Annotated in this window: 25 protein-coding genes and 2 pseudogenes; 9 read left to right on the top strand and 18 right to left on the bottom strand. The window is 65.5% G+C overall.

Annotated elements, in window-relative coordinates:
- Positions 1-20: 20 nt before the first annotated feature.
- A complete protein-coding gene (locus HT579_19080; protein ID QKS30837.1) occupies positions 21-1,064 on the bottom strand; it encodes a rod shape-determining protein in 1,044 nt (347 codons plus the stop codon).
- A gap of 103 nt (positions 1,065-1,167) precedes the next feature.
- Between HT579_19080 and gatC the strand changes: the two genes are divergently transcribed.
- The 3 genes from gatC (at position 1,168) to gatB (ending at position 4,498) form a co-directional block, all read left to right on the top strand.
- Entirely contained in the window at positions 1,168-1,464 is a 297-nt protein-coding gene (gatC, locus tag HT579_19085) for an Asp-tRNA(Asn)/Glu-tRNA(Gln) amidotransferase subunit GatC (GenBank protein QKS30838.1), read from the top strand.
- On the top strand, positions 1,461-2,930 hold the full coding sequence (gatA, locus tag HT579_19090) for an Asp-tRNA(Asn)/Glu-tRNA(Gln) amidotransferase subunit GatA (GenBank protein ID QKS30839.1): 1,470 nt from the start codon (positions 1,461-1,463) through the stop codon (positions 2,928-2,930). The genes gatC and gatA overlap by 4 nt, the downstream gene beginning before the upstream one ends.
- Positions 2,931-3,043: 113 nt before the next feature.
- On the top strand, positions 3,044-4,498 hold the full coding sequence (gatB, locus tag HT579_19095) for an Asp-tRNA(Asn)/Glu-tRNA(Gln) amidotransferase subunit GatB (protein QKS30840.1): 1,455 nt from the start codon (positions 3,044-3,046) through the stop codon (positions 4,496-4,498).
- A 45-nt stretch (positions 4,499-4,543) separates the two neighbouring features.
- Here the strand turns inward: gatB and HT579_19100 are convergent, their stop codons facing one another.
- A complete protein-coding gene (locus tag HT579_19100; protein QKS30841.1) occupies positions 4,544-5,170 on the bottom strand; it encodes a hypothetical protein in 627 nt (208 codons plus the stop codon).
- Positions 5,160-5,807 carry an orotate phosphoribosyltransferase gene (gene pyrE / locus HT579_19105; GenBank protein QKS30842.1) on the bottom strand — a complete coding sequence of 216 codons (648 nt, stop codon included), beginning with the start codon at positions 5,805-5,807 and terminating at the stop codon, positions 5,160-5,162. The genes HT579_19100 and pyrE overlap by 11 nt, the downstream gene beginning before the upstream one ends.
- A 42-nt stretch (positions 5,808-5,849) precedes the next feature.
- Here pyrE and xth point away from each other — a divergent pair, with 42 nt between their 5' ends.
- From xth to HT579_19125, 4 genes are all read left to right on the top strand, one after another.
- Entirely contained in the window at positions 5,850-6,650 is an 801-nt protein-coding gene (gene xth / locus HT579_19110) for an exodeoxyribonuclease III (protein ID QKS30843.1), read from the top strand.
- Between the two features lie 95 nt (positions 6,651-6,745).
- Positions 6,746-7,066, top strand: a complete 321-nt coding sequence (locus tag HT579_19115) for a DUF883 domain-containing protein (GenBank protein ID QKS30844.1) — start codon at positions 6,746-6,748, stop codon at positions 7,064-7,066.
- 14 nt (positions 7,067-7,080) lie between these two features.
- A complete protein-coding gene (locus tag HT579_19120) occupies positions 7,081-7,491 on the top strand; it encodes a phage holin family protein (protein ID QKS30845.1) in 411 nt (136 codons plus the stop codon).
- Complete coding sequence (locus HT579_19125) at positions 7,472-7,792, top strand: hypothetical protein (protein ID QKS30846.1); 321 nt, start codon at positions 7,472-7,474, stop codon at positions 7,790-7,792. Before HT579_19120 ends, HT579_19125 begins: the two co-directional genes overlap by 20 nt.
- Before the next feature lie 81 nt (positions 7,793-7,873).
- Here HT579_19125 and HT579_19130 read toward each other — a convergent pair whose 3' ends face one another.
- The 15 genes from HT579_19130 to dksA all read right to left on the bottom strand — a co-directional run bounded on the left by HT579_19130 (position 7,874) and on the right by dksA (position 24,384).
- Positions 7,874-8,605 carry a single-stranded DNA-binding protein gene (locus HT579_19130; GenBank protein ID QKS30847.1) on the bottom strand — a complete coding sequence of 244 codons (732 nt, stop codon included), beginning with the start codon at positions 8,603-8,605 and terminating at the stop codon, positions 7,874-7,876.
- Positions 8,572-9,831, bottom strand: coding sequence for an AmpG family muropeptide MFS transporter (locus tag HT579_19135; GenBank protein QKS31722.1), 1,260 nt, complete (start codon positions 9,829-9,831; stop codon positions 8,572-8,574). The genes HT579_19130 and HT579_19135 overlap by 34 nt, the downstream gene beginning before the upstream one ends.
- The gene (metW, locus tag HT579_19140) at positions 9,831-10,457 is read right to left on the bottom strand and encodes a methionine biosynthesis protein MetW (protein QKS30848.1); all 627 of its coding nucleotides are present in this window, start codon (positions 10,455-10,457) and stop codon (positions 9,831-9,833) included. The genes HT579_19135 and metW overlap by 1 nt, the downstream gene beginning before the upstream one ends.
- Positions 10,454-11,587: a homoserine O-acetyltransferase gene (locus HT579_19145; GenBank protein ID QKS30849.1), complete on the bottom strand. Its 1,134-nt coding sequence runs from the start codon at positions 11,585-11,587 to the stop codon at positions 10,454-10,456. Before HT579_19145 ends, metW begins: the two co-directional genes overlap by 4 nt.
- Before the next feature lie 7 nt (positions 11,588-11,594).
- Positions 11,595-13,337 (bottom strand): phosphoenolpyruvate--protein phosphotransferase, encoded by a 1,743-nt coding sequence (gene ptsP / locus HT579_19150; GenBank protein ID QKS30850.1) that lies wholly within the window; start codon positions 13,335-13,337, stop codon positions 11,595-11,597.
- 7 nt (positions 13,338-13,344) lie between these two features.
- On the bottom strand, positions 13,345-13,614 hold the full coding sequence (locus tag HT579_19155) for an HPr family phosphocarrier protein (GenBank protein ID QKS30851.1): 270 nt from the start codon (positions 13,612-13,614) through the stop codon (positions 13,345-13,347).
- The gene (locus HT579_19160) at positions 13,615-14,028 is read right to left on the bottom strand and encodes a PTS fructose transporter subunit IIA (GenBank protein QKS30852.1); all 414 of its coding nucleotides are present in this window, start codon (positions 14,026-14,028) and stop codon (positions 13,615-13,617) included. It lies immediately after the preceding gene.
- Positions 14,029-14,103: 75 nt separating this feature from the next.
- On the bottom strand, positions 14,104-15,144 hold the full coding sequence (locus HT579_19165) for an FAD:protein FMN transferase (GenBank protein QKS30853.1): 1,041 nt from the start codon (positions 15,142-15,144) through the stop codon (positions 14,104-14,106).
- Entirely contained in the window at positions 15,126-16,079 is a 954-nt protein-coding gene (gshB, locus tag HT579_19170) for a glutathione synthase (GenBank protein QKS30854.1), read from the bottom strand. The genes HT579_19165 and gshB overlap by 19 nt, the downstream gene beginning before the upstream one ends.
- Positions 16,070-17,380, bottom strand: a complete 1,311-nt coding sequence (gene gshA / locus HT579_19175) for a glutamate--cysteine ligase (GenBank protein ID QKS30855.1) — start codon at positions 17,378-17,380, stop codon at positions 16,070-16,072. Before gshA ends, gshB begins: the two co-directional genes overlap by 10 nt.
- Before the next feature lie 96 nt (positions 17,381-17,476).
- Positions 17,477-18,757, bottom strand: a complete 1,281-nt coding sequence (locus HT579_19180; protein ID QKS30856.1) for a class I SAM-dependent methyltransferase — start codon at positions 18,755-18,757, stop codon at positions 17,477-17,479.
- 31 nt (positions 18,758-18,788) lie between these two features.
- Positions 18,789-19,268: a CreA family protein gene (locus tag HT579_19185; protein ID QKS30857.1), complete on the bottom strand. Its 480-nt coding sequence runs from the start codon at positions 19,266-19,268 to the stop codon at positions 18,789-18,791.
- A gap of 39 nt (positions 19,269-19,307) precedes the next feature.
- Complete coding sequence (parC, locus tag HT579_19190) at positions 19,308-21,650, bottom strand: DNA topoisomerase IV subunit A (protein QKS30858.1); 2,343 nt, start codon at positions 21,648-21,650, stop codon at positions 19,308-19,310.
- A gap of 25 nt (positions 21,651-21,675) precedes the next feature.
- Positions 21,676-23,625: a type IIA DNA topoisomerase subunit B gene (locus HT579_19195; GenBank protein QKS30859.1), complete on the bottom strand. Its 1,950-nt coding sequence runs from the start codon at positions 23,623-23,625 to the stop codon at positions 21,676-21,678.
- 333 nt (positions 23,626-23,958) lie between these two features.
- Positions 23,959-24,384, bottom strand: coding sequence for an RNA polymerase-binding protein DksA (gene dksA / locus HT579_19200; GenBank protein ID QKS30860.1), 426 nt, complete (start codon positions 24,382-24,384; stop codon positions 23,959-23,961).
- 304 nt (positions 24,385-24,688) lie between these two features.
- Between dksA and HT579_19205 the strand changes: the two are divergent.
- Positions 24,689-24,949: pseudogene (locus HT579_19205) on the top strand (pyridoxal-phosphate dependent enzyme).
- 379 nt (positions 24,950-25,328) lie between these two features.
- Positions 25,329-25,619 (top strand): annotated as a pseudogene (locus tag HT579_19210) (IS1634 family transposase).
- The last annotated feature ends 41 nt before the right edge of the window (positions 25,620-25,660 follow it).

Raw genomic sequence — 25,660 nt, forward strand, 5'->3', positions numbered from 1 at the left:
GGCAATGCCGCCGCCACCGGTCAATCGGAAGCGAAGATGCTGCCGAGGTTGTCCATCTTCTCGAGCGCCAGACCGCAGCCGCGGGCGACACAGGTCAGGGGTTCCTCGGCGACGATCACCGGCAGACCGGTCTCTTCCATCAGCAGCCGGTCGATGTCGCGCAGCAGCGCACCACCGCCGGTCAGGACCATGCCCTTCTCGGCAATGTCGGCACCGAGTTCGGGGGGCGTCTTCTCGAGCGCCGACTTGACCGCCGAGACGACGCTGTTCAGCGGCTCGGTCAGTGCCTCGAGGATCTCGTTCGAGGAAATGGTGAACTTGCGCGGAATGCCCTCGGCCTTGTTGATTCCCGACACTTCCATCTCGCGCACCTCGGCACCAGGAAACGCCGAGCCGATCCGCTTCTTGATGTTCTCGGCGGTGTTCTCGCCGATCAGCATGCCGTAGTTGCGACTGATGTAGTTCATGATCGCCTCGTCGAGCTTGTCTCCACCGACCCGCACCGAACCCGCATAGACCATGCCGCCGAGCGAAATGACCCCGACTTCGGTCGTCCCGCCACCGATGTCCACGACCATCGACCCGGTCGGCTCGGAGACCGGCAGTCCGGCACCGATCGCAGCCGCCATCGGCTCCTCGATCAGGAAGACCTGGCTGGCACCGGCACCAATCGCCGACTCGCGGATCGCCCGCCGTTCGACCTGCGTCGAGCCCGACGGCACGCAGATGATGATCCGTGGTGATGGCGACAGCAGGCGCGAATCGTGCACCTTCTTGATGAACTGCTTGAGCATCTGCTCGGTGACGGTGAAGTCGGCGATGACGCCGTCCTTCATCGGCCGGATGACGGTCAGCGCCCCAGGCGCCTTGCCGAGCATCTCCTTCGCCGCCTTGCCGACCGCCTGAATGGTCTTCTTGGAACTGGGTCCACCCTCGGTCCGGATGGCGACGACCGACGGTTCATCGAGAACGATCCCTTTCGAGCGCACGTAGATCAGCGTATTGGCGGTGCCGAGGTCGATCGCCAGATCATTCGAGAAGTAACTGCGCAGAAAACTGAACATGCTTGCGAAATCCGTGATGGCCCCCGTCAGGGGCTGCGGTGGGAAAAACTTTTATGATACCTTATATGGCTGCCTCGTTTACCACCTTAGTGATTTCGTAACCATGTCGCTCACCCTCGAACAGGTCCATCGCATCGCCCATCTCGCCCGCATCGAGATCGACGAGGTCGACGCCCACCGCACCCTTGGCCAGCTCAACGGGATCTTCGGCCTGATCGAGACGATGCAGGCGGTCGATACGCAGGGCGTCGAACCGATGGCGCATGCACAGGATCTGGCGCAGCGCCTGCGCCCCGACTGCGTCACCGAAGCCGACCAACTGGCCTGGCGTGCCGCCTTCCAGGCGATCGCACCGGAAGCCGAGGCGGGCCTCTACCTCGTGCCAAGGGTGATCGAATGATTGAGTCGAGTCTCGCCGACATCGCGCAGGCCCTCGCCAGCCGACGCATCTCCAGCGTCGAACTGACGGGAATCTACCTCGATCGGATCGCCCGCATCAACCCGCAACTGAACGCCTTCATCACCGTCCACCCCGACCGCAGCCTGGCGCAGGCGCGGGCTGCCGACGACCGGCTGGCCCGGGGCGACGCACAGGCGCTGACCGGCATTCCGATCGCCCACAAGGACATCTTCTGCGCCAGCGACTGGTTGACGACCTGCGGCTCGAAGATGCTGAGCAACTTCGTCAGTCCCTACGATGCGACGGTGATCAGTCGCTTCCAGCAGGCCGGTGCGATACTGCTCGGCAAGACCAACATGGACGAGTTCGCCATGGGATCGTCGACCGAGACCTCCGTCCATGGTCCGACTGCCAATCCCTGGGCGCTCGATCGCGTTCCCGGCGGCTCGTCCGGCGGCTCGGCGGCGGCCGTTGCGGCGCGCCTCGCGCCGGCGGCGACCGGTACCGACACCGGCGGCTCCATTCGCCAGCCCGCAGCCCTGTGCAACCTCTCCGGCATGAAGCCGACCTACGGCGTCATCTCGCGCTACGGCATGATCGCCTTCGCCTCGTCGCTCGACCAGGCGGGTCCGCTCGCCCGCTCGGCGGCCGACTGCGCGTTGCTGCTCAACTGCATGGCCGGCTTCGACGAACGCGATTCGACGAGCCTCGACCGCCCCTGTGAGGATTTCGCCCGCGAACTAACGGCAGCAGCCGGCGGTAGACCGCTGGCCGGACTGCGCATCGGCCTGCCGCAGCAGTTCTTCGGCGAAGGCTGCAGCGCCGAAGTCATGCAGCTGGTCGAAGCCGCCATCGCCGAGTACCGCCAACTCGGCGCCGAAACGGTGCCGGTCAGTCTGCCGCGAATGGATCTCTCGGTACCCGCGTACTACGTGATCGCACCGGCAGAGGCAAGTTCGAATCTGGCACGCTTCGACGGCGTCCGCTACGGCTACCGCGCGCCCGCCTACGCCGACCTGACCGACATGTATTGCAAGAGTCGCGCGCAGGGCTTTGGCGCCGAGGTCAAGCGCCGCATCCTGATCGGCACCTATGTCCTGTCGCACGGCTATTACGACGCCTACTACCTGCAGGCACAGCGCATCCGCCGGCTGATCGCCAATGACTTTGCCGAGGCCTTCCGGCAATGTGACGTGGTCCTCGGCCCGACCAGCCCGAGCACCGCCTTCAGACTCGGCGAGAAGGCTGCCGATCCGGTACAGATGTACCTCTCCGACATCTACACCATCGCCGTCAACCTGGCGGGCCTGCCTGCGATCTCGATCCCCTGCGGCTTCGCCGGTGGCCTGCCGGCGGGAGTGCAATTGATCGGCAACTACTTCAGCGAGGCTCGGCTGCTCAATGTCGCCCACCGCTACCAACAGGTCACCGACTGGCACCGGCAGCGCCCGGCCGACCATGCCTGAGCTGCCGGGACTGCCGATCTGGAAGTCTGCCGGCTCGGCGACGCCGTTCCACGGGGTGGCGACAGGCGTCGGCCTGGCCACGGGCCCGGCCCTTGAGGAGTGAGCAAGCAGAGATGAAACAGTGGGAAGTCGTCATCGGCATCGAAACGCATGTGCAGCTGTCGACCAGGGCGAAGATCTTTTCCGGCAGTTCGACCGCCTTTGGTGCCGCACCCAACCTGCAGGCCAATGCCGTGGACATTGCGCTTCCCGGCGTCCTGCCCGTACTGAACAGGGGAGCGGTCGAATGCGCGATCCGCTTCGGTCTCGCGGTGGGCGGCGAGGTCGCTGCCAGATCGGTCTTCGCGCGCAAGAACTACTTCTATCCGGACCTGCCCAAGGGCTACCAGATCAGCCAGTACGAGTTGCCGGTGGTACGTGGCGGCAGCCTGTCCATCCAGGTCGGCGAGGACGAGAAGACGATCGCCCTGACCCGCGCGCACCTCGAGGAGGATGCCGGCAAGTCGCTGCACGAAGGACTCGGTCCGGCCGCCCAGGGCAGATCGGGAATCGACCTCAACCGCGCCGGAACGCCGCTGCTCGAGATCGTCACCGAACCTGACATGCGGTCCGCCGCGGAAGCGGTTGCCTATGCCCGGACACTGCACGCCCTGGTCCGCTGGATCGGTATCTGCGATGGCAACATGCAGGAAGGCTCGTTCCGCTGCGATGCCAACGTGTCGGTCAGACCAGCCGGCGAAGTCCGTCTGGGCACCCGGCGCGAGATCAAGAACCTCAATTCCTTCCGTTTCCTGCAGCAGGCGATCGACTACGAGGTGCGCTGGCAGATCGCCACCATCGAGGACGGCGGCCGCATCGAGCAGGCGACGGTGCTGTTCGACCCCGCCAGCGGCGAGACGCGGGCGATGCGCTCGAAGGAAGACGCGCACGACTACCGTTACTTTCCCGACCCGGACCTGCTGCCACTGGTCATCGAGCGGCATTGGGTCGAGCAGGTGCGCGCCGGGTTGCCCGAACTGCCGGCTGCCAGGCGCGAGCGACTGATGAATGATGGCGGGCTGTCCGCTTACGACGCCCGGATCCTGACCGCTTCGCTCGACTTGGCCAACTACTACGAAGCGACGGTCGCCGCTGCGGGAATCGACAACGCCAAGACATGCGCCAACTGGGTCATGGTCGACCTGGCGGCACGACTGAACCGCGAAGGCCGGGAGATCAACGAGTCACCGATCTCGGCGACGCAGCTTGGTGGACTGGTTGCCCGCATTGCCGACGGGACGATCTCGACCAACATGGCCCGCAGGGTCTTCGACGAGCTCTGCGGCGGTGGGCACGCCGCTTCTGCCGACGAGATCATCGCCCGCCAGGGGCTCCAGCAGATCAGTGACAGCAGCGCCCTGACGGCGCTGATCGACGACTTGCTGGCCGCCAACCCGGGCATGGTTGCCGAGTTCAGGTCGGGCAAGGAAAAGGCTTTCAACGCCTTGGTCGGCCAGGTGATGAAGGCGACGCGCGGCCAGGCCAACCCGCAACGGGTCAGTGAATTGTTGCGCCAGAAGCTCGGCTGAAAGGGCGGTCGGCGGCTGGCTTTCGGGGAAGCCTGCCGGAGGCCGTCAGGGCCGTCCCGCCGGCGGCCGCTTCGAGAGTTCGAGGAAGCGGCGCAGATCCTCGTCGTACTTCAGGCGTATCGCTTCGCGGTCCTTCTTCTTCGATTCGATCACCGACTCCTGCGCCCTGATCTCCTGGTCGGCATCACGCAAGCCCTTGGCCACGTCGACCGGCAACTGCCGGTTCCTGTAGAACTCGGCCTCATCCTCGAAACGCTTGCGCAGACGACGTACCTCGGCAATGCGCTCCTCGGCCGCCTTGATGGCCGCGGCGACGTCCCTTTCGGCGCGCGTCCGCATCACCTCGATGTCCTTCTCGCTGCCGTATGTGTTCAGCAAGGCCTGGTCCTTGCGTCTCTGCTCGCTGAGCAACCGCTCCTGTTCGCGGCGGCGCTGCTCTTCGGCCGCCCGCTGGGCGCGCTGCTCAGCGGTCAGTGGCGCCTCGACGGTACGCACCGGCCTGCCCGAGACGCCGATCTCGCGATACGCACGCCCGACGCAAACAGCCGGCAGGATGTCACCACAGACCTGCTTGCCCGCTTCGTCGTGACAACAGAAGATCGTCACTCCGGCAAGCGCCGGCGGCGCGCCGGCCAGTAACGCCAGCAGCAAGAGGCTTCTGCTAGGCGGCACGTGCAATACCATACTGCCGCCGATAGGCAGCTACCGCCGCTTCGTTCTGCCGCAGTTGCGGACTGTTGTGGAGAAAGCCCATCAGATCGTCCAGCGTCGCGACGCAGACCACGGGCATTCCGTAATCCCGCTCGACCTCCTGCACCGCCGACAACTCTCCCTGGCCCCGTTCCATGCGGTCCAGGGCGATGACGACACCGCAGGGCGAAGCACCCGCGGCGCGGATCAGCCCGACCGACTCGCGGATCGAGGTGCCAGCGGTGATCACATCATCGATGATCAGGACGCGACCGGCGAGTGATGCCCCGACGATGCTGCCGCCCTCACCGTGGTCCTTGGCCTCCTTGCGATTGAAGGAAAACGGCAGATTGAGTCCTCGCCGCGCGAGTGCGACCGCAACCACGGCCACCAGCGGAATACCCTTGTAAGCCGGACCGAACAGGCCGTCGACAACGATCCCGCTGGCGGTGATCGCGTTGGCGTAGAATTCGGCCAGCCGGTCGAGGGCGGCGCCATCGTTGAACAGGCCGGCGTTGAAGAAATACGGCGACAGTCGGCCACCCTTGGTTGTGAACTCGCCGAAGCGGAGCACCTCCTGCGCCACCGCGAATTCGATGAACTGCTGTCGGAAATCCATGTACTTATCTTCAATGAAAGCCGGTCGCGGCGCCGGACAGGTATGTTACGCATCATTACGCTGAACCTCAATGGCATTCGATCGGCCTGTCGCCGGGGGTTATTGCCCTGGCTCGCCGTGCAGGACGCCGACGTCGTTTGCGTCCAGGAACTGCGCGCCGACGCAGCCAACCTCGACGAGCAGATGCGGGCACCAGCGGGACTGCATGCCTACTACCGCCATGCCCAAAGAAAGGGCTACAGCGGCGTCGGCCTGTGGTGCCGGACAAGACCCGACCGGGTGATCGATCACCTTGGCAGTGCCGAGTTCGACGCTGAAGGCCGCTACCTGCGTGCCGATTTCGGCCGGCTGTCGGTGGTATCGCTCTACCAGCCATCGGGGTCCAGCTCGGCTGAACGGCAGCAAGCCAAGTACCGCTTCATGGCGCTGATCGGCCCGCATCTGAAACGCCTCGCCGCCAGTGGCCGCGAGATCATCGTCTGCGGCGACTGGAACATAGCGCACCAGGAGATCGATCTCAGGAACTGGCGCAGCAACCGCGGCAATTCAGGCTTTCTGCCCGAGGAGCGAGCCTGGGTCAGCCGCCTTCTGAATGAGGACGGCTGGTGCGACGTCTACCGACGGCTGCACCCAGAGGCCACTGGCGACTCATACACCTGGTGGTCCAATCGCGGACAGGCGTGGGCGAAGAATGTCGGCTGGCGGCTGGATTACCAACTGGCAACGACAGACATCGCCGGCACGGCCCGACGCGCCGCCATCTACAAGCGGGAGCGCTTCAGCGACCACGCCCCATTGACCATCGATTACGACTACGCTCTGGCAGCCAGCGACAGACATTGATCTTCGCCGGCGTTTTCTATAATGTGAAGGACTCGTAGAGAGCCCCCGTAGCAGCCGTGCCCTTTCCGTCATCACCTTCCACTGTGAGGCCCACAATGTCTGAAGTCACTGATCTTTCCACCGCCAACAAACAGAAACTCGTCTCCGACATGAAGGTCGTGGTCGCCGACGCAGAGGAGATCCTGCGCGCCACCGCCGGCGTTGCGGGCGACAAGATGGGCGATCTGCGCGAGCGCTTCGGCGAGCGACTGCGCGACGCCCGCATCCGGCTCGCTGACGCCGAAGCGGCGCTGGTCGACCGCACCAAGGCCGCGGCACGCGCCACTGACGATTACGTGCATGAAAACCCGTGGCGCGCAGTCGGCCTGGCTGCAGCCGTCGGCCTGCTGCTTGGCGTGATCATCGGCCGTCGCTGATCAGCGCGGACGCGATGAGCGACCGCTCCAGCGGTGTCAGCGGCGGCATCCTGGCGGCGACGAAGAACGGCGCCGCGACACTGCTGGCAACCGGCCGCACACGTCTCGAACTGCTCGGCAACGAGTTCGGCGAGGAGAAGCTGCGCGCCATCCGCCTGCTGCTGCTGGCGCAGATGGCGAGCTTCTGCCTGATCGTCGGCACGATCCTGCTGATTGGCTTGGTGACCGTTCTCTTCTGGGAGCAACGGGTGGTGCTGCTGAGCGTTCTCGGAACCGCCTTCCTGCTTGGCGGTGGCGTCGCCCTGCTGGCACTGCGGCGCGCCTCGCGCGGTCGCCGGCACCTGTTCACCACGAGCATCGCCGAACTCGAGCAGGACATCCGTTTGTTGCAGGGTGCTGCGCGCAGTGAACCAAAAGCTGATTGACCTCGCTGTCGAGCGCGGCCGGTTGCTCGAGCGCATCAGCAGCCAGCGCCAGTTGCTCGCGCAGCAGTTGCAGCCGCTGGGCGAGGCAATGGGAACCGCCGACCGCGTCGTCGCTGGCGCACGCGACTGCGGCGACTACCTCAAGCGGCATCCGGAGCTGGTCGCGACGAGCGTCGCCGTGCTCGTCATCCTGCGACCGAGCCGCGTCTGGCGCTGGGCCAGGCGTGGCATCGTTGCCTGGCGCACTTGGCGCATGCTGCGCCGGGAGCTGTCACAGCTGGGGCTCGTCGACCGCGCCTGACCGGTCCCGCCGACAGGCAGGTTGAACGCGCCGCTGCCACATCGCCCGGACAACAGCAGGTGCTGGGGTGCATCGGCAGCCTCAGCTCCACGCTCCCAAGGCCAGCATCTGCCGGGTCGCTGCCGCCGCCCAGCCACGATTCGCCGCCGGACTTGCCGGGCTCGGATGCAGCACGCGAGCGATTCGCACTGACGTCCCGGCCAAGGCCACGGCCGCCCGCTCCGCGGCGAATGCACCGATGCCGATCACCCAGGCAGGCTGCAGGACCGAGACCACTAGCCTGAGGTGCACGTCACAGGCGGCGTGCAGTGGCTCGGCCTCGGCTGCCGGCAGCTTGTCGGGCGTCAGGTTGCGGCCGTGATCGAAAAAGGCGAGCGGGCAGTAATTGGCAACGAAGTGCTCGGCGAAGAACGCATCGGCACTGCCGAAGCGCTCGCGGAACAACCCCCACAACCGTCGCCCGCTGACCTCTGAGCGTGTGCAGGCAAAGCCTTCGACTGGCCGCCACGGATTCTCCAGCAAGGGCTTCGCGACTTCCACCTGGATACCGAGCCAGTCCCGCACGGCGGTCACCTCGCCAAACGGAACGCCAGTCTGCACCATCCCGAAAGGACCCGGATTCATGCCGAGAAACAGGATCTTGCGGGCACTGGCCGCATAGCGGCGAAGATAGCACTCGTGGCCAGACCAGGCATACCTCAGCGGATCGTAAACGTGGCTGATGGGCGGCCCGAAGCTGAGCCGCGACAGCCGGACGGACAATTCGCGGGCGGCAGCGATCAGGGCCGCGGCGACGGTGGCGTCACGTTCCACGGCGCGACCTTCAGCAGCAGTGCCATTCCTGGCGCGGCCAGCAGGAAGCAGAGGATGAAGAAGCTGAACCAGCCGACCGCCTCGACCAGCGCGCCGGCACCGGCATTGATGAAGGTACGCGGGACGGCGGCCAGGCTGGTGAACAGGGCGAACTGCGTAGCGGTGAAGGCCGGATTCGTGGCGCGCGCGATGAAGGCGGTGAAGGCTGCGGTCCCGAGCCCGACCCCGAGATACTCGGCGGCAATGACGCTCGCCAGCGCTGCCCGGTCGACGCCGTCGATGCTCGTCTGGACCCCACGCCAGGCGAGCCAGGCGAAGCCCAGAATGGTGACCATCTGGACCACGCCAAAGAGCCAGAGTGCGCGGTTGATTCCCAGTCGCACCATCCAGATGCCACCGAGCAGGCCGCCAAAGACCGCTGGCCAGAGTCCGGCATGCTTGGCGATGACGCCGATATCGGTCTTGCTGTACCCCAGATCGAGGTAGAAGGGTGTTGACAGCGCCGTCGCCAGCGAATCGCCGAGCTTGTACAGGAAGATGAAGCCGAGCACCAGCAGCGCACCCGACCAGCCCTGGCGGCCGACGAACTCGTGGAAGGGTTCGACCACCGCCTGGCGCAGCGTCTTCGGCGCGCCGGAGACGCCCGGCTCGGCAACCAGCAGCGCCATCACCATGCCCGGCAGCATGAAGGCGGCAGTGATCCAGAACACCTGTGCCCAGGGCAGCAGATCGGCAAGAATGAGTGACAGGGAACCCGGCACCAGCCCGGCGACGCGGTAGGCATTGACATGAACCGAGTTGCCGAGCCCGAGTTCCTGGTCACTCAGGATCTCGCGCCGAAAGGCATCGAGCGCGATGTCCTGCGTTGCCGACAGGAAGGCCAGCGCCACCGACAGCCAGACGACGGACGTCAGATTGGCCGCGGGGGAAAAGCCGCCGAGAAGGCCGATCGACAACAGGAGACCGATCTGCGACAGCAACATCCAGCCACGCCGCCGACCGAGTGGCAGACGATAGCGGTCGAGCAGCGGCGCCCAGAGAAACTTCCACGTATAGGGGAACTGGATCAACGCAAACAGGCCGATGGTCTTCAGATCGACACTCTCGCTGCGCAGCCATGCCGGCAGCAGGTTGAGCAAGAGGTAGAGCGGCATGCCGGAGCTGAAGCCGGTCAGAACACAGATCAGCATCCGCCTGGTCAGTAGCAGGCGCAGCCAATCAGGCATCATCTGCTGCCGCGCCCGAGACGATAGAAGGCCAGGCTGCCGTTGAGGTTGGGGTCTTCGCTGACCTCGCGGCCTGCTTCATCGAAGGTCAGGCGCTCGCGAATGTCGATGCCGAGCCTTGCACAGAGATCCTCGAAGTCGGCGATGGTGAAGAAACGCACGTTCGGCGTATCGAACCAGTCGTAGGGCAGATCCTCGGAAACCGGCATGCGCCCGGCAGCGATCGCGGCGCGATTGGCGCGGTAGGCAAAGTTGGGAAAGCTGACCACCGCTTCGTCGGCGACACGCAGCATTTCGTTGAGGATGCCTTCCGTGGCATGCATCGTCTGCAGCGCCTGCGAGATGATCACGTGATCGAAAGACTTGTCCTCGAAGCCGGAAAGCCCGCACTCGATGTCCATCTGGATGACGTCGACGCCGTTGCGGATGCAACCGAGAACGCTGTCGCCGTCGATCTCGACTCCGTAACCGCTGACGTCGCGTGTCTCGCTGAGGTAGCGCAGCAGCCTGCCGTCACCACAACCGAGATCAAGAACGCGCTCGCCAGGCGGAATCCAGCCGGCAATGACGGCAAAGTCGAAACGCTCCCGCTGTTCCGCCTTGACCCTTCGCTCGTGTTCGGTCATACGGCGATGTTCTCCAGATAGGCGCGCAACAGGGCATGATAATGGGGATCGTCAAGCAGGAACGAGTCGTGTCCGGCATCACATTCGATCTCGGCGTAAGCCACGTGCAGTCGATTGTGCAGAAGGGCGAAGACGATCTCCCGAGACCGCGCCGGCGCGAAGCGCCAGTCGGTCGAAAAACTGGCGACGAAAAAGCTCGCCTTCGCACGGGCGAGGGCGGCGGCGAGGTTACCGTCGTACTCATAGGCAGGGTCGAAATAGTCCAGCGCCTTGGTCATCATCAGATAGGTGTTGGCATCGAAGAAACGCGCGAACTTGTCGCCCTGATGACGCAGGTACGACTCGACCTCGAAATCGACGTCGTAGCTGAACTTGTGCTCTCCATGCCGCAACTGGCGACCGAATTTCTCGCCCATCTGGCTATCGGAAAGATAGGTGATGTGGCCGACCATTCGCGCCAGCCGCAGCCCGCGGGTCGGGATGACGCCATTTTCGGCATAGTGGCCACCGTGAAAGTCGGGGTCGGACACGATCGCCTGCCGCGCCACCTCGTTGAAAGCGATGTTCTGTGCCGACAGCTTGGGCGCCGAGGCGATCACCAGCGCATGCCGGATGCGCTCCGGAAACTGTAGCGACCACGCCAGTGCCTGCATGCCGCCGAGGCTCCCGCCGACGACTGCCGCCCAGGTGGCAATACCGAGGTGGTCTGCCAGGCGTGCCTGTGCCGCCACCCAATCCTCGACCGTCACCATCGGAAAATCGGCGCCGTAGCGCCTGCCGGTTTCGGGATTGACGGACAGCGGTCCGGTGGAGCCATAGCAGCCGCCGAGGTTGTTGACGCCGACGACGAAGAACTTCCGCGTGTCGAGCGGCTTCCCCGGACCGACCAGATTGTCCCACCAGCCGACGTTCTCCGAATCGTCAGCGTAGTGACCGGCGATATGGTGGCTGCCGGAAAGCGCATGGCAGACCAGGACCGCGTTCGAACGCTCGGCATTGAGCGTGCCATAGGTCTCGAACACGAGTTCGAAACCGGGCAGCTCGGCACCGCTCTTGAGCAGCAAGGGCGCAGCGAACCGCACTCGTTGCGCGGCGACGACTCCGACGGAATTCTCTGATGATCTCACCATCACATCGCTACCCGTTGAGCTTGGCAAGCTGTTCCCGGATCTTCGCCGGCTCCTCATGGCGCAGCAGGCGGCGAACGATCGGTGCCAACTCGGCGCAATTGCTCTGCATGATCGTCTGCTTGACCGCGAGAATCTGCGCCGGATGCATCGAGAATTGCCGCAGCCCCATGCCCAGCAGCAGGCGCGTCAGCGCCGGGTCGCCAGCCAGCTCGCCACAGATCGAGACCGGGATATTGACCTTCTCCGCACTGGCGATGGTGTGCGCCAGCAGCATCAGCACCGCCGGATGCAGCGGATCGTACAGCGCCGCGACCTGTTCGTCACTGCGATCGATGGCCAGCGTGTACTGGATCAGGTCGTTGGTACCGATCGACAGGAAGTGCATGCGGCGCAGGAACAGACCAACGGCCAGAGCGGCTGCCGGAATCTCGATCATCGCGCCAACCTGGATTGCTTCGTCGAAAGCGGCCCTCTCAGCGCGCAGGCTCGACTTCGCCCGCTCGATCGCCGCCAGCGTCTGGTCGATCTCGTGCGCCTGCGAGAGCATGGGGATCAACAGCTTGATCTTGCCGTACTTCGAAGCGCGCAGGATGGCGCGCAACTGCGTCTGAAACATCTTCGGCTCGGCCAGCGACAGGCGGATGGCGCGCAGACCAAGCGCCGGGTTGCTCTGCAGGCGCTCGCCAAAGACCTTCTCCGGATGCAGGTCCTTGTCGTAGCCGAGATCGAAGGTGCGAATCGTCACCGGTCGTCCGCCCATCCCCTTGACGACCGTGCTGTATGCCTCGAACTGCTCGTCTTCGGTCGGCATGTCGCCGCGATCGAGGAAGAGGAACTCGGTACGGAACAGGCCGATGCCCTCGGCACCGCCGTCGAGCGCGTTCGCCACATCCCCGGGCAGTTCGATGTTCGCATGCAGGTCGATGTCGACACCGTCGAGCGTCACCGAGCGCGCCGTCTTCAGGCGCCGGAGCTTCGAGCGCTCGAGCTCGATCTGCGTCTTCCGCAGCCGGTACTCGTCGAGTATGCGCGCGTCGGGATTGACGATCAGCACGCCACGCGTGCCGTCTACGATCAGCACCTCCTTGTCGCGGATCAGCTGCCTGGCGTTGTGCAGACCCAGCACGGCAGGCATGCGCAGGCTGCGTGCCAGAATCGCGGTGTGCGAGGTGGAGCCACCGACGTCGGTGACGAAGGCGGCAAAGTGGTGCTCCTTGTAGGCGATGACGTCGGCCGGCGAGAGATCGTGCGCAACGACGATCAGATTCTCCTCCTTCAGCCCCTTGCTCGACTTCAGTGCGATGCGACCCGGCTGGCCGACGAGTTCCTTGATCACCCTTTCGACGACCTGGCGAACGTCGTAGCTGCGCTCGCGCAGGTACTGATCGTCAAACTTCTCGAACTGATCGACCAGTACTTCCATCTGCTGGACCAGCGCCCACTCGGCATTGCAGCGCCGCTCGCGGATCAGGTCCTTCGGCACCTCGGCAAGTTCGGGGTCGGACAGGATCATCGAGTGCAGATCGATGAAGGCGCCAAACTCGGCCGAGCTGTGCTGCATGCGGCCCTTGAGGGCCGTGAATTCCTCGCGCACACGCGCCAGTGCCGCTTCAAAGCGGGCAACCTCCTTGTCCACCATTCGCGGCGAGATCACCAGATGGGAGACCTCGAGCGTCGCGTGCGACATCAGGTGCGCCTGGCCAATCGCGATGCCGGCTGATACCGGCAGGCCATGCAGGGTAAAACTCATGCCGGGTTCACTCCGCCTCTCCGAAGCGGCTGGCGATCAGTTCAAGGATTGCCTGATTCGCCGCCTGCTCATCAGCACCGTCGGTTTCGACGATCACCGTCGCCCCCTTTCCGGCCGCCAGCATCATCACGCCCATGATGCTCTTGGCGTTGATCCGGCGACTCCCCTTCTCCATCCAGACGTCGCTGGCAAAACCGCCCGCAAGCTGCGTCAGCTTCGCTGAAGCGCGGGCGTGCAACCCCAGCTTGTTGAGGATTTCGGCCTCGGCACGTACCATTCAACCCTCCGTGGTTCCAGTGCCGAGCGCCGGCGGCAACCTGACCACGCCGTCACGAGCACCGCTGATCGCCTTCTGCAACATGGTTTCCATTCCTCGCTCGCGATACGTCAGTGCACGCAGCAACATCGGCAGGCTGACCCCGGAGACACCTTCGACACGACCCGGGTCAAGCAACTTGAGCGTCAGGTTGCCCGGCGTGGCGCCGAAGACATCGGTCATCACCAGGACGCCCTCGCCGCCGTCCACCTCCTTCAGCAACAGCCGCGCCAACGGCAGGATGTCGAGCGGGTCATCCTGGGCTGCGACACCGAGCTGCGCGATCAGCGGCGGTCGCTTGTTGAGTACGTGACAGACGTTCTGAATGAGACTCTCGCCGAGGGTCCCGTGCGTCACCAGAAATACACCGATCATTGCAGCATCCTTCGCGACAGGCCGCCATTCTAAGCCATTCCGCCGCCCTCTCGGCGGCGATCACCGCGCCGTGCCTCAGGGCACGACCTCGAGCACCGGCGGTGAGGCGCCAACGAACTGCAGGCGGCCCTGCATCGCCTGGCTGATCTGCCAGCGTCCGTCGCCGTCCACCCGCAGGACATGCGCCACCTGCAAGCGCCGGGCGAGCTGCGGCCAGTCACTACCGGCGATGAACAAGGGCTTCGTCGCAGCGTCCGAGAGAGTTCCGGCGGCCGGACGTGCCGTCACCAGCACCGTCAGGGCCTGTGTGCCGGATGCCGGCCGGCCACTGCGCGGATCGAGGAGATGCGCGTAGCGCCTGCCCGCGACCTCGAAGTAGCGCTGATAATCACCCGAGGTACCGACCGCCTCGCCATCGTCAAGCTCGATCGTCGCCATCGGTCCGGGCTGCCGCGGGTGCTGGACTCCCACACGCCAACGCTGGCCGTTGCGGCTACCGAGAACCATCACGTTGCCGCCGATGTTGAGCAGCGCATTGCTGACTCCGCGTGCCCGCAGGATGCTCGTCGCACGATCGAGCGCGACTCCCTTGAGATAGCCGCCGAAATCGAGCGCCAGTTCGCGCTGCCGGCTGCTCACCTGCAGCCCGCTGAGGAGCAGGTCGGCAATGCCCGGCCGCGCGCTGCGCCAGGCCGCCACCGCGGTCTCGTCCGGCAGGCTGCCCGGCAAGTCGTCCGACTGGAACCCCCAGAGACCGATCAGGCGACCGATGCCGGGATCGAACAGTCCGTCGCTGAGCCGCGCCAGGCGTTGCGCATCGGCCAGCAGTTCCGCCATCTCCTCGCTCACCACCTGCGGTCTGCCGGCCGCGAGGGCGGCGTTGAGCGTGCTCAGTTCGGATGGCTTCCAGGCGTGGTAGGTGCGGTGCAGGCGATCGAACTCGCGCAGCACCGCCGCCGCCGCCGGCCGTGCCTGTGCGTCGGGCAGACCGGCGATCAGCACTTCGACGCGGGTGCCGAAAACGAATGCCTCCTGCTGGTGCAGCGGCGCCCGGCTGCAGCCGGCCACGAGGATCCAGAGCAGCAGACCGGCGAAGCTCAGTCTGCGGCCACGCACCGACGCTCCAGCGCGGCAACGAACAGGGCTGCGGCGTCGAAACCTGTCTGTTCCGCAATTTCCACCATGCACGTCGGACTGGTGACGTTGATCTCGGTCAACCAGTCGCCAATGACATCAAGACCAACCAGCAGCAGGCCACGGGCTGCGAGGACCGGCGCCAGCGTCGTCGCGATCTCGAGGTCACGCGAACTCAGCGGCTGCGCCACACCCTTGCCGCCGGCAGCGAGGTTGCCACGCGTCTCGCCGGCCTTCGGAATTCGTGCCAGGCAGTACGGAACCACTTCGCCAGCGACGAGCAGGACGCGCTTGTCGCCGTCGGCAATCTCGGGAATGTAGCGCTGCGCCATGATCGTGCGCGCACCGTTGTGCGTCAGCGTCTCGACGATCACGTTGCGGTTCGGATCGTCGTGGCGCACGTGAAAGACCTCGCTGCCACCCATGCCGCCGAGTGGCTTGAGGATCACGTCGCGCTCGGCTTCGATGAAGGAGTGGATGATGCCGGCGTCACGGGCGACCGTCGTCGGCACCGCGAACCGGGCGAACTCGGTGATCGACAGCTTTTCCGGATGATCCCGCAGGGCACGGGGCCGGTTGAAGACCCGCGCGCCCTCGGCTTCCGCGCGCTCGAGCAACCAGGTGGCGGTCACATACTCGATATCGAAGGGCGGATCCTTGCGCATCAGCACGGCGCGAAAATCGCGCAGGGCGACGACGTGCCGATCGACCTCGACGAACCACTCGACATCGTCGGCCAGCATCTCGAGGTGCACCGCTTCGGCACACACGCCATGCAGCGGGGACCAGTGGATCGCCTCCTGCTGGATCGTCCAAACGGCATGTCCGGCCGCCTGCGCCGCGCGCATGATGGCGATGCTCGTGTCCTTGTAGGCTTTCAGCGACTGCAGGCGGTCGACGATGAATGCTATGCGCACGGCAGCGGCTCCTTGACGGGGGCAGTACGTTCCAGCTCGACCGATGCAGCGAGCTGCGCCAGTCGGGCGACGACCCCATAAACGTAGAAACGGTTCGGCGCCGCGTCCGGGTTCTGGCAATGGTCGGGCAGCGAGCAACTGGTGGCAAAAGCGAGTGGCTGAAAATGCATCCCCGGCGCGTTCAGGTTCTCGTCCGGACCACGGCCGCTATGAACGCGGTAGAAGCCACCGACGACGAAGCGGTCGATCATGTAGACGACCGGCTCGGCGACCCCCTCGTCGCTGCCGCTGCCGACCCGTTCGAAGCTATGCACGCCTTCCTGGATGATGACCTGGGAAACCGCCAGGCCCTCCTTGATCACCGACATCTTGTTGCGCTGCCGGCGGCTGAGGCCGGTCACCTGCGACGCATCCTTGACCGTCATGACGCCCATGCCATAGGTTCCAGCGTCTGCCTTGACCACCACGTACGGGGTTTCCTCGATCCCGTACTGCCGGTACTTCTCGCGAATCAGCTCGAGCACCGCGTCGACATTGGCAGCGAGGCACTCCTCCCCTTGCCGCTCATGAAAGTTGACACTGCTGCAGACCGAAAAGTAGGGGTTGATCCGCCATGGGTCGATGCCGGTCAGCCGCGCGAAATCGCCCGCCACCTCGTCGTAAGCGGCAAAATGGTTCGATTTTCGGCGCAACGCCCACCCGGCATGCAGCGGCGGCAGGACGAACTGCCCCTCGATATCGCGCAGCACCTCGGGGATACCCGCCGAAAGATCGTTGTTGAGCAGAATGGCACAGGGCTCGAAGCCGCTCAGTCCGAGCCGCGACCCACTGCGCTGCAGCGGTTCCAGGAGCAACGTCGTGCCATCGCCGAGCGACACCTGCGTCGGCCGGTCGATTCCGGGCAGCAGCGATCCGAGACGAACCTCAAGCCCGGTCAGGCGGAGAAACGTCGCGATCTGGGCAACGTTCTGCAGATAGAAGAGGTTGCGCGTATGGTTTTCGGGGATCAGCAGCAAGCGCTTCGCGTCCGGGCAGATGCGGTCCACCGCCGTCATCGCGGCCTGGACGCAGAGCGGCAGGAAGGTGGCGTCGAGGTTGTTGAAGCCGCCGGGAAACAGGTTCATGTCCACCGGCGCCAGCTTGAAACCTGCATTGCGCAGATCGACCGAGCCATAGAACGGCGGCGTGTGCTCCTGCCACTGACCGCGGAACCAGCGCTCGATCTCGGGCATGAGGTCAAGGAAACGCCTTTCGATCTCCAGCAGCGGGCCGTCAAGTGCAGTTTTCAGACGTGGAACCATGGGCTGAACTTCTCCTCGCGGATGCGCCCATCCGCTTTCGTCGGCGCCCGGAGGCGCAACGCGCGGCTGCCAGGGGCCGCGCTGCAATCGTTCATTCTACACCGGGGGTGGCAACAGGGCTCGCAGTGGCCCGGGAAGCGGAGTCTGCTCGAGGCTGCGCTGAGCGAACAGGAAGCGGCCGTCGCAAACGAAGCCGAGGTCGGTCCAGTCGACGCTGTTCAGCGCATCCGCCAGCTTCTGCACGGCAAGCAACGGATCGTGCGGAAAGATCGCCAGCACCGAGCCATCATAATGCGTACAGGGATGGCAGAAGAAGGGTCGCGAACTGCGCGTCTTGCTGTTGACATAGACCCGTGGCAGCGCCGACTGGTGGTAGCCGCGGCCCCAATGCCACCAGTTCGATTCGTCGAAGGGTCGGATGCGGCGCGTGATCAGGCGCTCCTTGTGCGGCAGCAGGACTGCCGGCGGCGGTTCGCCGGCTTCACACCAGAGCATGCGCCGCGTCGTGCCGGTGCGCACCGTCGACGAGCAGACGAAGTCGCGGTTGCCATAGAGTTCGCTGGCGTAGAGGTCATCCGCTCCCGAGACGGCGCCGACCTTGACGAAGGCGATGTCGGCCAGACGCAATTCGTAATCGCCGCGTGTGAACAGCAGGTGCCCACCGCTCTCGACGAAATGGCGCTCGTCCCACTGCAGCCGCACCAGCCCTGCCAGCCCATCGGCAACGCCCTGTGCCGCGTAGCGCGTCCGGCGCGAGAAATTGCCGCGCTCGAAACGCCAGATGGCGCAATTCGGGGTCGCATCGTCGAACAGCCTGGAATCGCCGAGCTCGACGAAATCGGTGATCGTCCCCGTCGCGTACAGCAGGCGGTTGAGCGGCACCGCCGACGTTGCCTTGAGGAAGTCGCGCGGCGTGATGAAGACGAGTTCACCGCCGGGCGCGAGATGCCGCAGGCACTTCTCGATGAAGAACAGGTAAAGATTGGCACGTCCGTCGAGCACGCTGCGCCGGACGAGGCGACGGGTTGCGACGGCGATGTCCTGGTAACGTACATAGGGCGGGTTGCCGATAACCGTGGCGAACGACTCAGCATCGGGCAGGGCAAAGAAGTCCATGACGCGCGCGCCCGGCGGCGCATGCCGCGGATCGATCTCGACCCCGACGGCGAAGGGGAAATGCTGCAGAAAGGCACCGTCGCCGCAGGCGGGCTCGAGCACGCGGCCACGATTGCGCACCAGCGAGAGCATCACGTCGACGATCGCCGGCGGGGTGAATACCTGGCCAAGGCGGCTGACGTCCAGTTCCGGCTGCGCGGCCACGGTCAAGCTCCCCGTCGCCGCGTCGTCGGCGCGCTCGCCAGCGCTGGTCCCAGCCATCGCCGGCCCCCGGCAGGCCACATGCGCACCATCAGCGCCCGCCCCAAGGCATTACCGGCACCGTTGAAATGCTGTTCGCCGGTGCGCCGTCGATCAGCTTGCGACTGATCGCCAGATAGACCAGCGTCCGGTTCGCCTCGTCCCACATCCGGACGACGCGTGTTTCCTTGAACAGGACCGATGTATCGCCCGAGAAGACCGTAGCCTCATTCGGCAGCTTCTCCGGCAGACTGATCGGACCGGTTTGCCGGCAGGCAAGCGCGAACTGCGAGGGATCTTCGGCCAGGCCGAGCGAACCACTGACGCCGCCGGTTCTCGCCTGACTGACGTGACAGGTCACACCCGGCACTTTCGGGTCGGGAAAACTCTCGACGCAGACGCGGTGGTTGGCTCCGACCAGCTTCCACTCGGTCGTCACGCACCCCACCTGCTCCGCCTGTACGGCGCCGGACACGACGGCGCACACCGCGCCGGCGGCAATGAAGCGAAATCCGTTGGTCCTGCTGCGCATGCTCCCTCTCCTTCAGGCAAGGCCGCCGCTGGCCGCAGTTCAACCGGGCCAGTGGTCGAGCGTGATGTTGCTGATCTGCCCGACCGACGAACCACGGCGGGCGCGTTGACCAAGGTGTCGTTCCTCCGACACGAGCGTCTTCGGCCGATTGCGTACGGTTCCCCGGATCGCCAGCCGCGGCCCGCTGGTCGCAATCACCGCGCGCAACGATTCTCCCGCATGCAGGCCGATGATCTGCACCCCCTTGCCGCTCGCGAGGCGCTTCATCTGCTCGAGCGGAAAGACCAGCAGGCGACCGTCGCTGGAGAGCGCACCGAGATGGTCCGTGCCGGCGAGGCGGAGCAGCGGCAGAATGCTGGCGCCGTCCTCGACGGTGACCACTGCCTTGCCGGCCTTTTGCCGCGACAGCAGATCGCCGTAGGTACAGATGAAACCATAGCCCGACGTCTTGGCGACCAGGATCGCGTCGTCCGGCTGACCGCTGAGGACATGTGCAATCCGGCCGCTGCCGAGGTCGACGAAGGAAGAGAGCGGCGCGCCCATGCCGCGACCGTCGGGCAGGCTGGCGACCGCCACGGTAAACGCCCGCCCCTCGGTCGAAATGATCACCAGCGAGTCGACCGACCGGCATTCCAGAGCCGACCCCGCCCGATCGCCGTCCTTGAAGGCAACGCCGGAAAGATCGAGCCCGTGTCCCTGTCGGACACGCGCCCAGCCCTTCTCGGAAATGATCACGGTCACCGCTTCATCGCTGACGGCAGCCACCTCGGAGCGCGAAGCCGTCGCCGCCGCTTCGATGACCGTCCGCCGCGCGTCGCCGTACTTCTCGGCGTCGGCCTTGATCTCGCGCATCACCTGTCGCCGCAACAGCGCATCGCTGCCCAGCAGTTTCAGCAGGCCCGCACGCTCGCTGCGCAGCCGCTCGAGTTCCTGTTCGATGCGGATCCCCTCGAGCCTGGCCAGTTGCCGCAGACGGATCTCGAGAATGTCTTCCGCCTGCCGATCGGAGAGCGCAAAGCGGGCAATCAGGGCCGCCTTGGGATCGTCGGATTCGCGAATGATGCGGATCACTTCGTCGATGTTGAGAAAGACGATGTGCCGGCCTTCGAGAATGTGAATGCGATCATCGGCCTTCTGCAGGCGGTGGCCGGTCCGCCGGTGCACCGTCCGGATGCGGAAGGTGCACCACTCACCGAGCAGTTCGGGCAACGACTTCTGGCACGGGCGGCCGTCGATGCCGACGGCGACGAGGTTGATCGGTGCCGAGGTTTCGAGGCTGGTGTGCGCCAGCAGCAGCGCCACGAACTCGTTGCGGTCGATGCGCGAACTGCTCGGCTCGAAGACCAGCCGCACGTCGTCGTCCTTGCCCGACTCGTCGCGCGCACGGTCGAGCTGTGACGCCATCAGCGTCTTGAGCTGTGCCGCCGACTGGTCGATGCTCTTCCTGCCCGGCTTGACCTGCGGGTTGAGCAGCGCACCGATCTCCGCCAGCACCTTCGCCGACGAGACGCCGGGTGGCAACTCGCGGAAGACCAGTTGCCAGGCCCCACGTGCCATCTCCTCGAACTCGTAGCGCGCCCGCACGCGCAGCGTGCCGCGGCCGGTGCCATAGGCGGCGGCAATGTCGGCCGGCGAGGAAATGATCTGCCCGCCGCCCGGATAATCCGGCCCGGGTATGTGCTGCAACAGTTGCTCAAGGCCGATCTGCGGTTGCTCGAGCAACTGTATCGCCGCTGCAGCGACCTCGCGCAGATTGTGCGGCGGCATCTCGGTCGCCATGCCGACGGCGATGCCCGATGAACCATTGAGCAGGACGAACGGCAGGCGGGCCGGCAGGCAGGCCGGTTCGTCGAAGGAACCGTCGTAGTTGGGCTGGAAATCGACCGTCCCCTCGCCGAGTTCGGCCAGCAGCAGGTCGGCAATCGGCGTCAGGCGTGCCTCGGTGTAGCGCATCGCCGCCGCGTTGTCGCCGTCGCGCGAACCGAAGTTGCCCTGCCCGTCGACCAGCGGGTAGCGCAGCATGAAGGGCTGGGCGACGCGCACCATCGCATCGTAGGCCGAGGTGTCGCCGTGCGGGTGGTACTTGCCGATGACGTCGCCAACGACCCGCGCCGACTTGACCGGTTTCGCCGTCGCCGACAGTCCGAGTTCGCGCATGGCGAAGAGGACGCGCCGCTGCACGGGTTTCAGACCGTCCTTGACATCCGGCAAGGCACGCCCCTTGACGACCGCCACCGCGTATTCCAGGTAGTCGCGGGCTGCCGACTCGTGCAGCAGGATGCTGTCATCGTCCGCTGCGGGCGGCACTGGCGCTTGCGGCGGCACCGTCGGCGGTGATGGCGGCAGATCGGCGAACAGGTCTGGGGTCGAATCTTTGCTCACTTGCGGCTCACTCTCGCTCGTCCGATCACAGCTCGGCGCCGATCAGGGCACCGTTTTCTTCCATCCATGCGCGCCGGCCAGCCGACTCGCCCTTCGCCATCAGCATGTTCATCACCGGCCGCGCCACCTCGCCACCCGGCATGCCGATGCGCATCAGGCGACGCGTATCGGGCGACATCGTCGTCTCCCAGAGCTGCTCGGGGTTCATCTCGCCGAGACCCTTGAAGCGCGAGATGGCAACCGCCTCCCGCTTGACGCCCTCGAGGCGCAGCCGATCCAGTGACGCCTCGAGTTCCGCGTTGTCAAGCGCATAGATCTTGCGCGGTGGCCGCGTCTTGCCCTGCGCCGGTACGTCGAGACGGTACAGCGGCGGCTGCGCGAAGTACAGGTGCCCGCGTGCGATCAGCCGCGGAAAATGGCGATAGAACAGGGTGCACAGCAGCACGCGGATGTGCGAGCCATCGACGTCGGCATCAGTCATGATCACCACCTTGCCGTAGCGCAGGTTGAGCAGCACTGAGTCGGGCGCGCTCGCCGGATGCGGATCGATACCCAGCGCCACGGCGATGTCGTGCACCTCCCGGTTGGCGAACAGGCTGCCGGCCTCGACCTCCCAGGTATTCAGTACCTTGCCACGCAGTGGCAGGATCGCCTGCACCTCCTTGTCACGCCCCGACTTGGCCGAACCGCCGGCCGAATCCCCCTCGACGAGAAAGATCTCGTTGCGGCTGACGTCCTCGCTCTGGCAATCCGACAGCTTGCCCGGCAGGATCGCCACCCCCGACTGCTTGCGCTTCTCGACCTTCTGGCCGGCACGCGTGCGCGCCTGCGCCGCCCGGATGGCCAGCTCGGTGATCCGCTTCGCCGCCTCGGGATGTTCGTTGAGCCACAGCTCGAGGCTGTCGCGCACCATGCGCGCCACCAACGCCACCGCATCGCGCGAGTTCAGCCGCTCCTTCGTCTGCCCCTGGAACGAGGGGTCGAGCATGCGTACCGCGAGCACGAAACTGGCGCGCGAGAAGACGTCCTCGGCGGCGAGCTTGACGCCTTTGGGCAGCAGCGCATGGTGTTCGGCGAAGCTGCGGATGGCATCGAGCGTCGCCTGCCGCAGTCCGGCTTCATGCGTACCGCCGGCAGGAGTCGGAATCAGGTTGACGTACGATTCGCGCACCAGGCCGCCCTCGGCCGTCCAGCAGATCGCCCAGGCGGCACCCGCGCCGACCGGGAAGTTCTCGTCACCGCGGGCGGCATACTTCTCGCTGCTGAACACCGGCGCCACGGGCTCGCCGTCGAGCTGCTCGGCGAGGTACTGCACCATGCCGTTGACGAAACACCACTCGCTCGTCGCGCCATCCTCGACCGTCAGCACGACCTGCAGCCCCGGCAGCAACAGCGCCTTGCTGCGCAGCAGACGTTCGAGCTGCGGCTGGGGAATGATCTGTGAATCGAAGAAGGCGGGGTCCGGCCACGCCCGCACGCACGTTCCCTTCGCCTTCTTCGGTGCGTCGGCAAGCCGACGCAGCGGCTCGATCACTGCCCCGCCGGCAAAGGCCATCTGATGGCGTGCCCCGTCGCGTACGACCTCGACCTCGAGGCGTCTCGACAGCGCGTTGGTCACCGACACGCCAACCCCGTGCAGGCCGCCGGAAAAACGATAGGCCGAAGCCCCGTCGTCCTTGTTGAACTTGCCGCCAGCGTGCAGCCGGGTAAACACGACTTCCAGTGTCGGCACCTTCTCGAGCGGGTGCATCTCGACCGGAATGCCGCGCCCGTCATCCTGCACGCTCACCGAGTGATCACGGTGCATGGTGACGCTGATTCGCCGGCAATGTCCACCGAGCGCCTCGTCGGCGGCGTTGTCGATCACCTCCTGAATGATGTGCAGCGGGCAATCGGTGCGCGTATACATCCCTGGCCGATGGCGCACGGGCTCGAGTCCCTTGAGGACGGCAATCGATTCGGCGTTGTAGGTCATGGTGCTGAAGTGTCCGGAGGTGCTGGTCGTCGCGCCAGCAACATGTTGCATTGGTGCCGGCGCTGGGGCGGGCGAAGGTCGGCGCAAGCGGCTGCCGGCGCCATGCCATGCCGGCGGTGCCCGCAGTCATGGAAGGTTGTCGCCCGGCGAGCCGCGCACGGGCCAACCGCCGCGGGTGCAGTTACGGGCGCAGACGCGCGGGCCTCGCCGCTGAACCTGCCGGTGGCCACCAACCCGGTGCTGCGCTCCTCACGGTGGAACCGTCCGCAGAACCCCGTGGCGGGCAATGCGGCGAAGCCATGCCGCCGGTTCGCGCTTCCAGGCTGGTGGAGGCTACTTGGCGATCTGTTTTTCGCGTACTTCCTCGAGCGTCTTGCAGTCGATGCAGAGGGTTGCCGTCGGTCGTGCCTCCAGCCGCTTGATACCGATCTCGACGCCACAGGCAGCGCAATAGCCGTAGTCCCCACTGGCGATACGCTCGATGGTGTCCTCGATCTTCTTGATCAGCTTGCGCTCACGGTCGCGGTTGCGCAACTCGATCGCAATGTCCGTTTCCTGGCTGGCACGGTCGTTCGGATCGGCAAACACCGTTGCCTCGTCCTGCATGGTATGTACCGTCCGCTCGATGTCCTCCATCAACTGCAGCTTGACAGCCTCCAGGATGCCACGGAAATGAGCCAGTTGGTCGCTGTTCATGTACTCCTCGCCAGCTCCCTGGACGTACGGAGTGAAATGCTTCTGCAGCAATTCTTCAGCCATGTTCGAAGACCCCGCCCGTTTGAAAAAAGACGACTAGATATCAGAAACCGACGGCTCTTGCAAGCCGGGGTCGCGCACCCGCGCACCGGCACCGCGCCGTTCTCCCTCGCCGACGGTTCCTGCCGCACCCGCGTCGTTGCGACAGCAATGCCGGACCGATCAGGGGAGGCGTTCCTCGGCGATAATTGGCAGAGCGTCGCCAGGTCCGTCCCTCGCCCGGAGGGCGACCGCCCGCAGCGGCCAGGTGGCGCGTGGAAACCACCGCAGACCGGCGGCTGCCCGACGAACCCGGCAAGAGAAGACGATGCCCCTGCACATTGAAACGCCACTGATCGAGTCGCGCAGCCTCGGGCTGCCGACCGGCCACTCCGTGTGGCTCAAGCTGGACGCACTGCAGCCGCCCGGGTCGTTCAAGATTCGCGGCATCGGCGCCGCTTGCGAGGAGCACCTGCGCGCTGGTGCGCGTCGCTTGGTATCCTCCTCGGGCGGCAATGCCGGTCTCGCCGTCGCCTGTGCTGGCCGCAAGCTGTCGCTGCCGGTGACGGTCGTGCTCGCGGAGTCCTCCCAGCACATCCAGTGTCCAGTGCGCCCGCAGCAGGATGACGAGAAGCATCTGCGCGACTGCCAGCAGAGCCGCCACAACGGTCAGCGCGGGAATGCCGAGGATCGCCACCTGGATGGCCCCAGAGACAGCCAGCGCGGTATACCCCGAAAAGAAGAAGTCGTTGCCGACGGCATAGGTCACGAAGAGCGAGGGGAAACCCGGATGACGCCAGATGATGCCAGCCGGTGGCGGCAGGGCGACCAGCGCCTGGCTCAGCTGACGCAGGACGAAGAGGCTGAGCAGGCCGAGGAATCCCGAGATCGGCTCCTTTCGTGTGCCAAATGCATGAATCGAGTTGCCGGGACAATAGCAACAACGTGTTGGCGCGCGGCGAAAGATTTCCGAGGTGTTCGCCTACGAGATCGACGAAAGGGCGCTCCAACGCGCCCGGCTCATGGATGGCAAACTGATCCTCGTCTCCAGTGTTCCGAACCCTCCGCCACCTGAGATCGTGGCCCGCTACAAGGCGCTGGCCGACATCGAACGGGGATTGCGTGTCCTGAAGTCCGAGATCGAGATCGCACCGGTCTTCCACCGCCTGCCGGATCGTATCCGCGCGCATGCCCTGATCTGCTTCCTGGCTCTGCTCCTCCATCGCGTGCTGCGCCTGCGCCTGAAAGCCAAGGCCAGCCTCATCTTGGAGTTGGAGTTGACCCTTTTCGGTGGACACCT

The organism is Candidatus Accumulibacter similis (assembly GCA_013347225.1).
In the GTDB taxonomy this organism is placed as follows: domain Bacteria; phylum Pseudomonadota; class Gammaproteobacteria; order Burkholderiales; family Rhodocyclaceae; genus Accumulibacter; species Accumulibacter similis.

What these genes read in the sequence shown, in the direction of transcription:
- HT579_19080 (QKS30837.1), bottom strand. Translation starts at nt 1,064, where the DNA reads ATGTTCAGTTTTCTGCGCAGTTACTTCTCGAATGATCTGGCGATCGAC.
- gatC (QKS30838.1), top strand. Translation starts at nt 1,168, where the DNA reads ATGTCGCTCACCCTCGAACAGGTCCATCGCATCGCCCATCTCGCCCGC.
- gatA (QKS30839.1), top strand. Translation starts at nt 1,461, where the DNA reads ATGATTGAGTCGAGTCTCGCCGACATCGCGCAGGCCCTCGCCAGCCGA.
- gatB (QKS30840.1), top strand. Translation starts at nt 3,044, where the DNA reads ATGAAACAGTGGGAAGTCGTCATCGGCATCGAAACGCATGTGCAGCTG.
- pyrE (QKS30842.1), bottom strand. Translation starts at nt 5,807, where the DNA reads ATGGATTTCCGACAGCAGTTCATCGAATTCGCGGTGGCGCAGGAGGTG.
- xth (QKS30843.1), top strand. Translation starts at nt 5,850, where the DNA reads ATGTTACGCATCATTACGCTGAACCTCAATGGCATTCGATCGGCCTGT.
- HT579_19115 (QKS30844.1), top strand. Translation starts at nt 6,746, where the DNA reads ATGTCTGAAGTCACTGATCTTTCCACCGCCAACAAACAGAAACTCGTC.
- HT579_19120 (QKS30845.1), top strand. Translation starts at nt 7,081, where the DNA reads ATGAGCGACCGCTCCAGCGGTGTCAGCGGCGGCATCCTGGCGGCGACG.
- HT579_19135 (QKS31722.1), bottom strand. Translation starts at nt 9,831, where the DNA reads ATGCCTGATTGGCTGCGCCTGCTACTGACCAGGCGGATGCTGATCTGT.
- metW (QKS30848.1), bottom strand. Translation starts at nt 10,457, where the DNA reads ATGACCGAACACGAGCGAAGGGTCAAGGCGGAACAGCGGGAGCGTTTC.
- HT579_19145 (QKS30849.1), bottom strand. Translation starts at nt 11,587, where the DNA reads ATGGTGAGATCATCAGAGAATTCCGTCGGAGTCGTCGCCGCGCAACGA.
- ptsP (QKS30850.1), bottom strand. Translation starts at nt 13,337, where the DNA reads ATGAGTTTTACCCTGCATGGCCTGCCGGTATCAGCCGGCATCGCGATT.
- HT579_19155 (QKS30851.1), bottom strand. Translation starts at nt 13,614, where the DNA reads ATGGTACGTGCCGAGGCCGAAATCCTCAACAAGCTGGGGTTGCACGCC.
- HT579_19160 (QKS30852.1), bottom strand. Translation starts at nt 14,028, where the DNA reads ATGATCGGTGTATTTCTGGTGACGCACGGGACCCTCGGCGAGAGTCTC.
- gshA (QKS30855.1), bottom strand. Translation starts at nt 17,380, where the DNA reads ATGGTTCCACGTCTGAAAACTGCACTTGACGGCCCGCTGCTGGAGATC.
- HT579_19180 (QKS30856.1), bottom strand. Translation starts at nt 18,757, where the DNA reads ATGGCTGGGACCAGCGCTGGCGAGCGCGCCGACGACGCGGCGACGGGG.
- HT579_19185 (QKS30857.1), bottom strand. Translation starts at nt 19,268, where the DNA reads ATGCGCAGCAGGACCAACGGATTTCGCTTCATTGCCGCCGGCGCGGTG.
- HT579_19195 (QKS30859.1), bottom strand. Translation starts at nt 23,625, where the DNA reads ATGACCTACAACGCCGAATCGATTGCCGTCCTCAAGGGACTCGAGCCC.
- dksA (QKS30860.1), bottom strand. Translation starts at nt 24,384, where the DNA reads ATGGCTGAAGAATTGCTGCAGAAGCATTTCACTCCGTACGTCCAGGGA.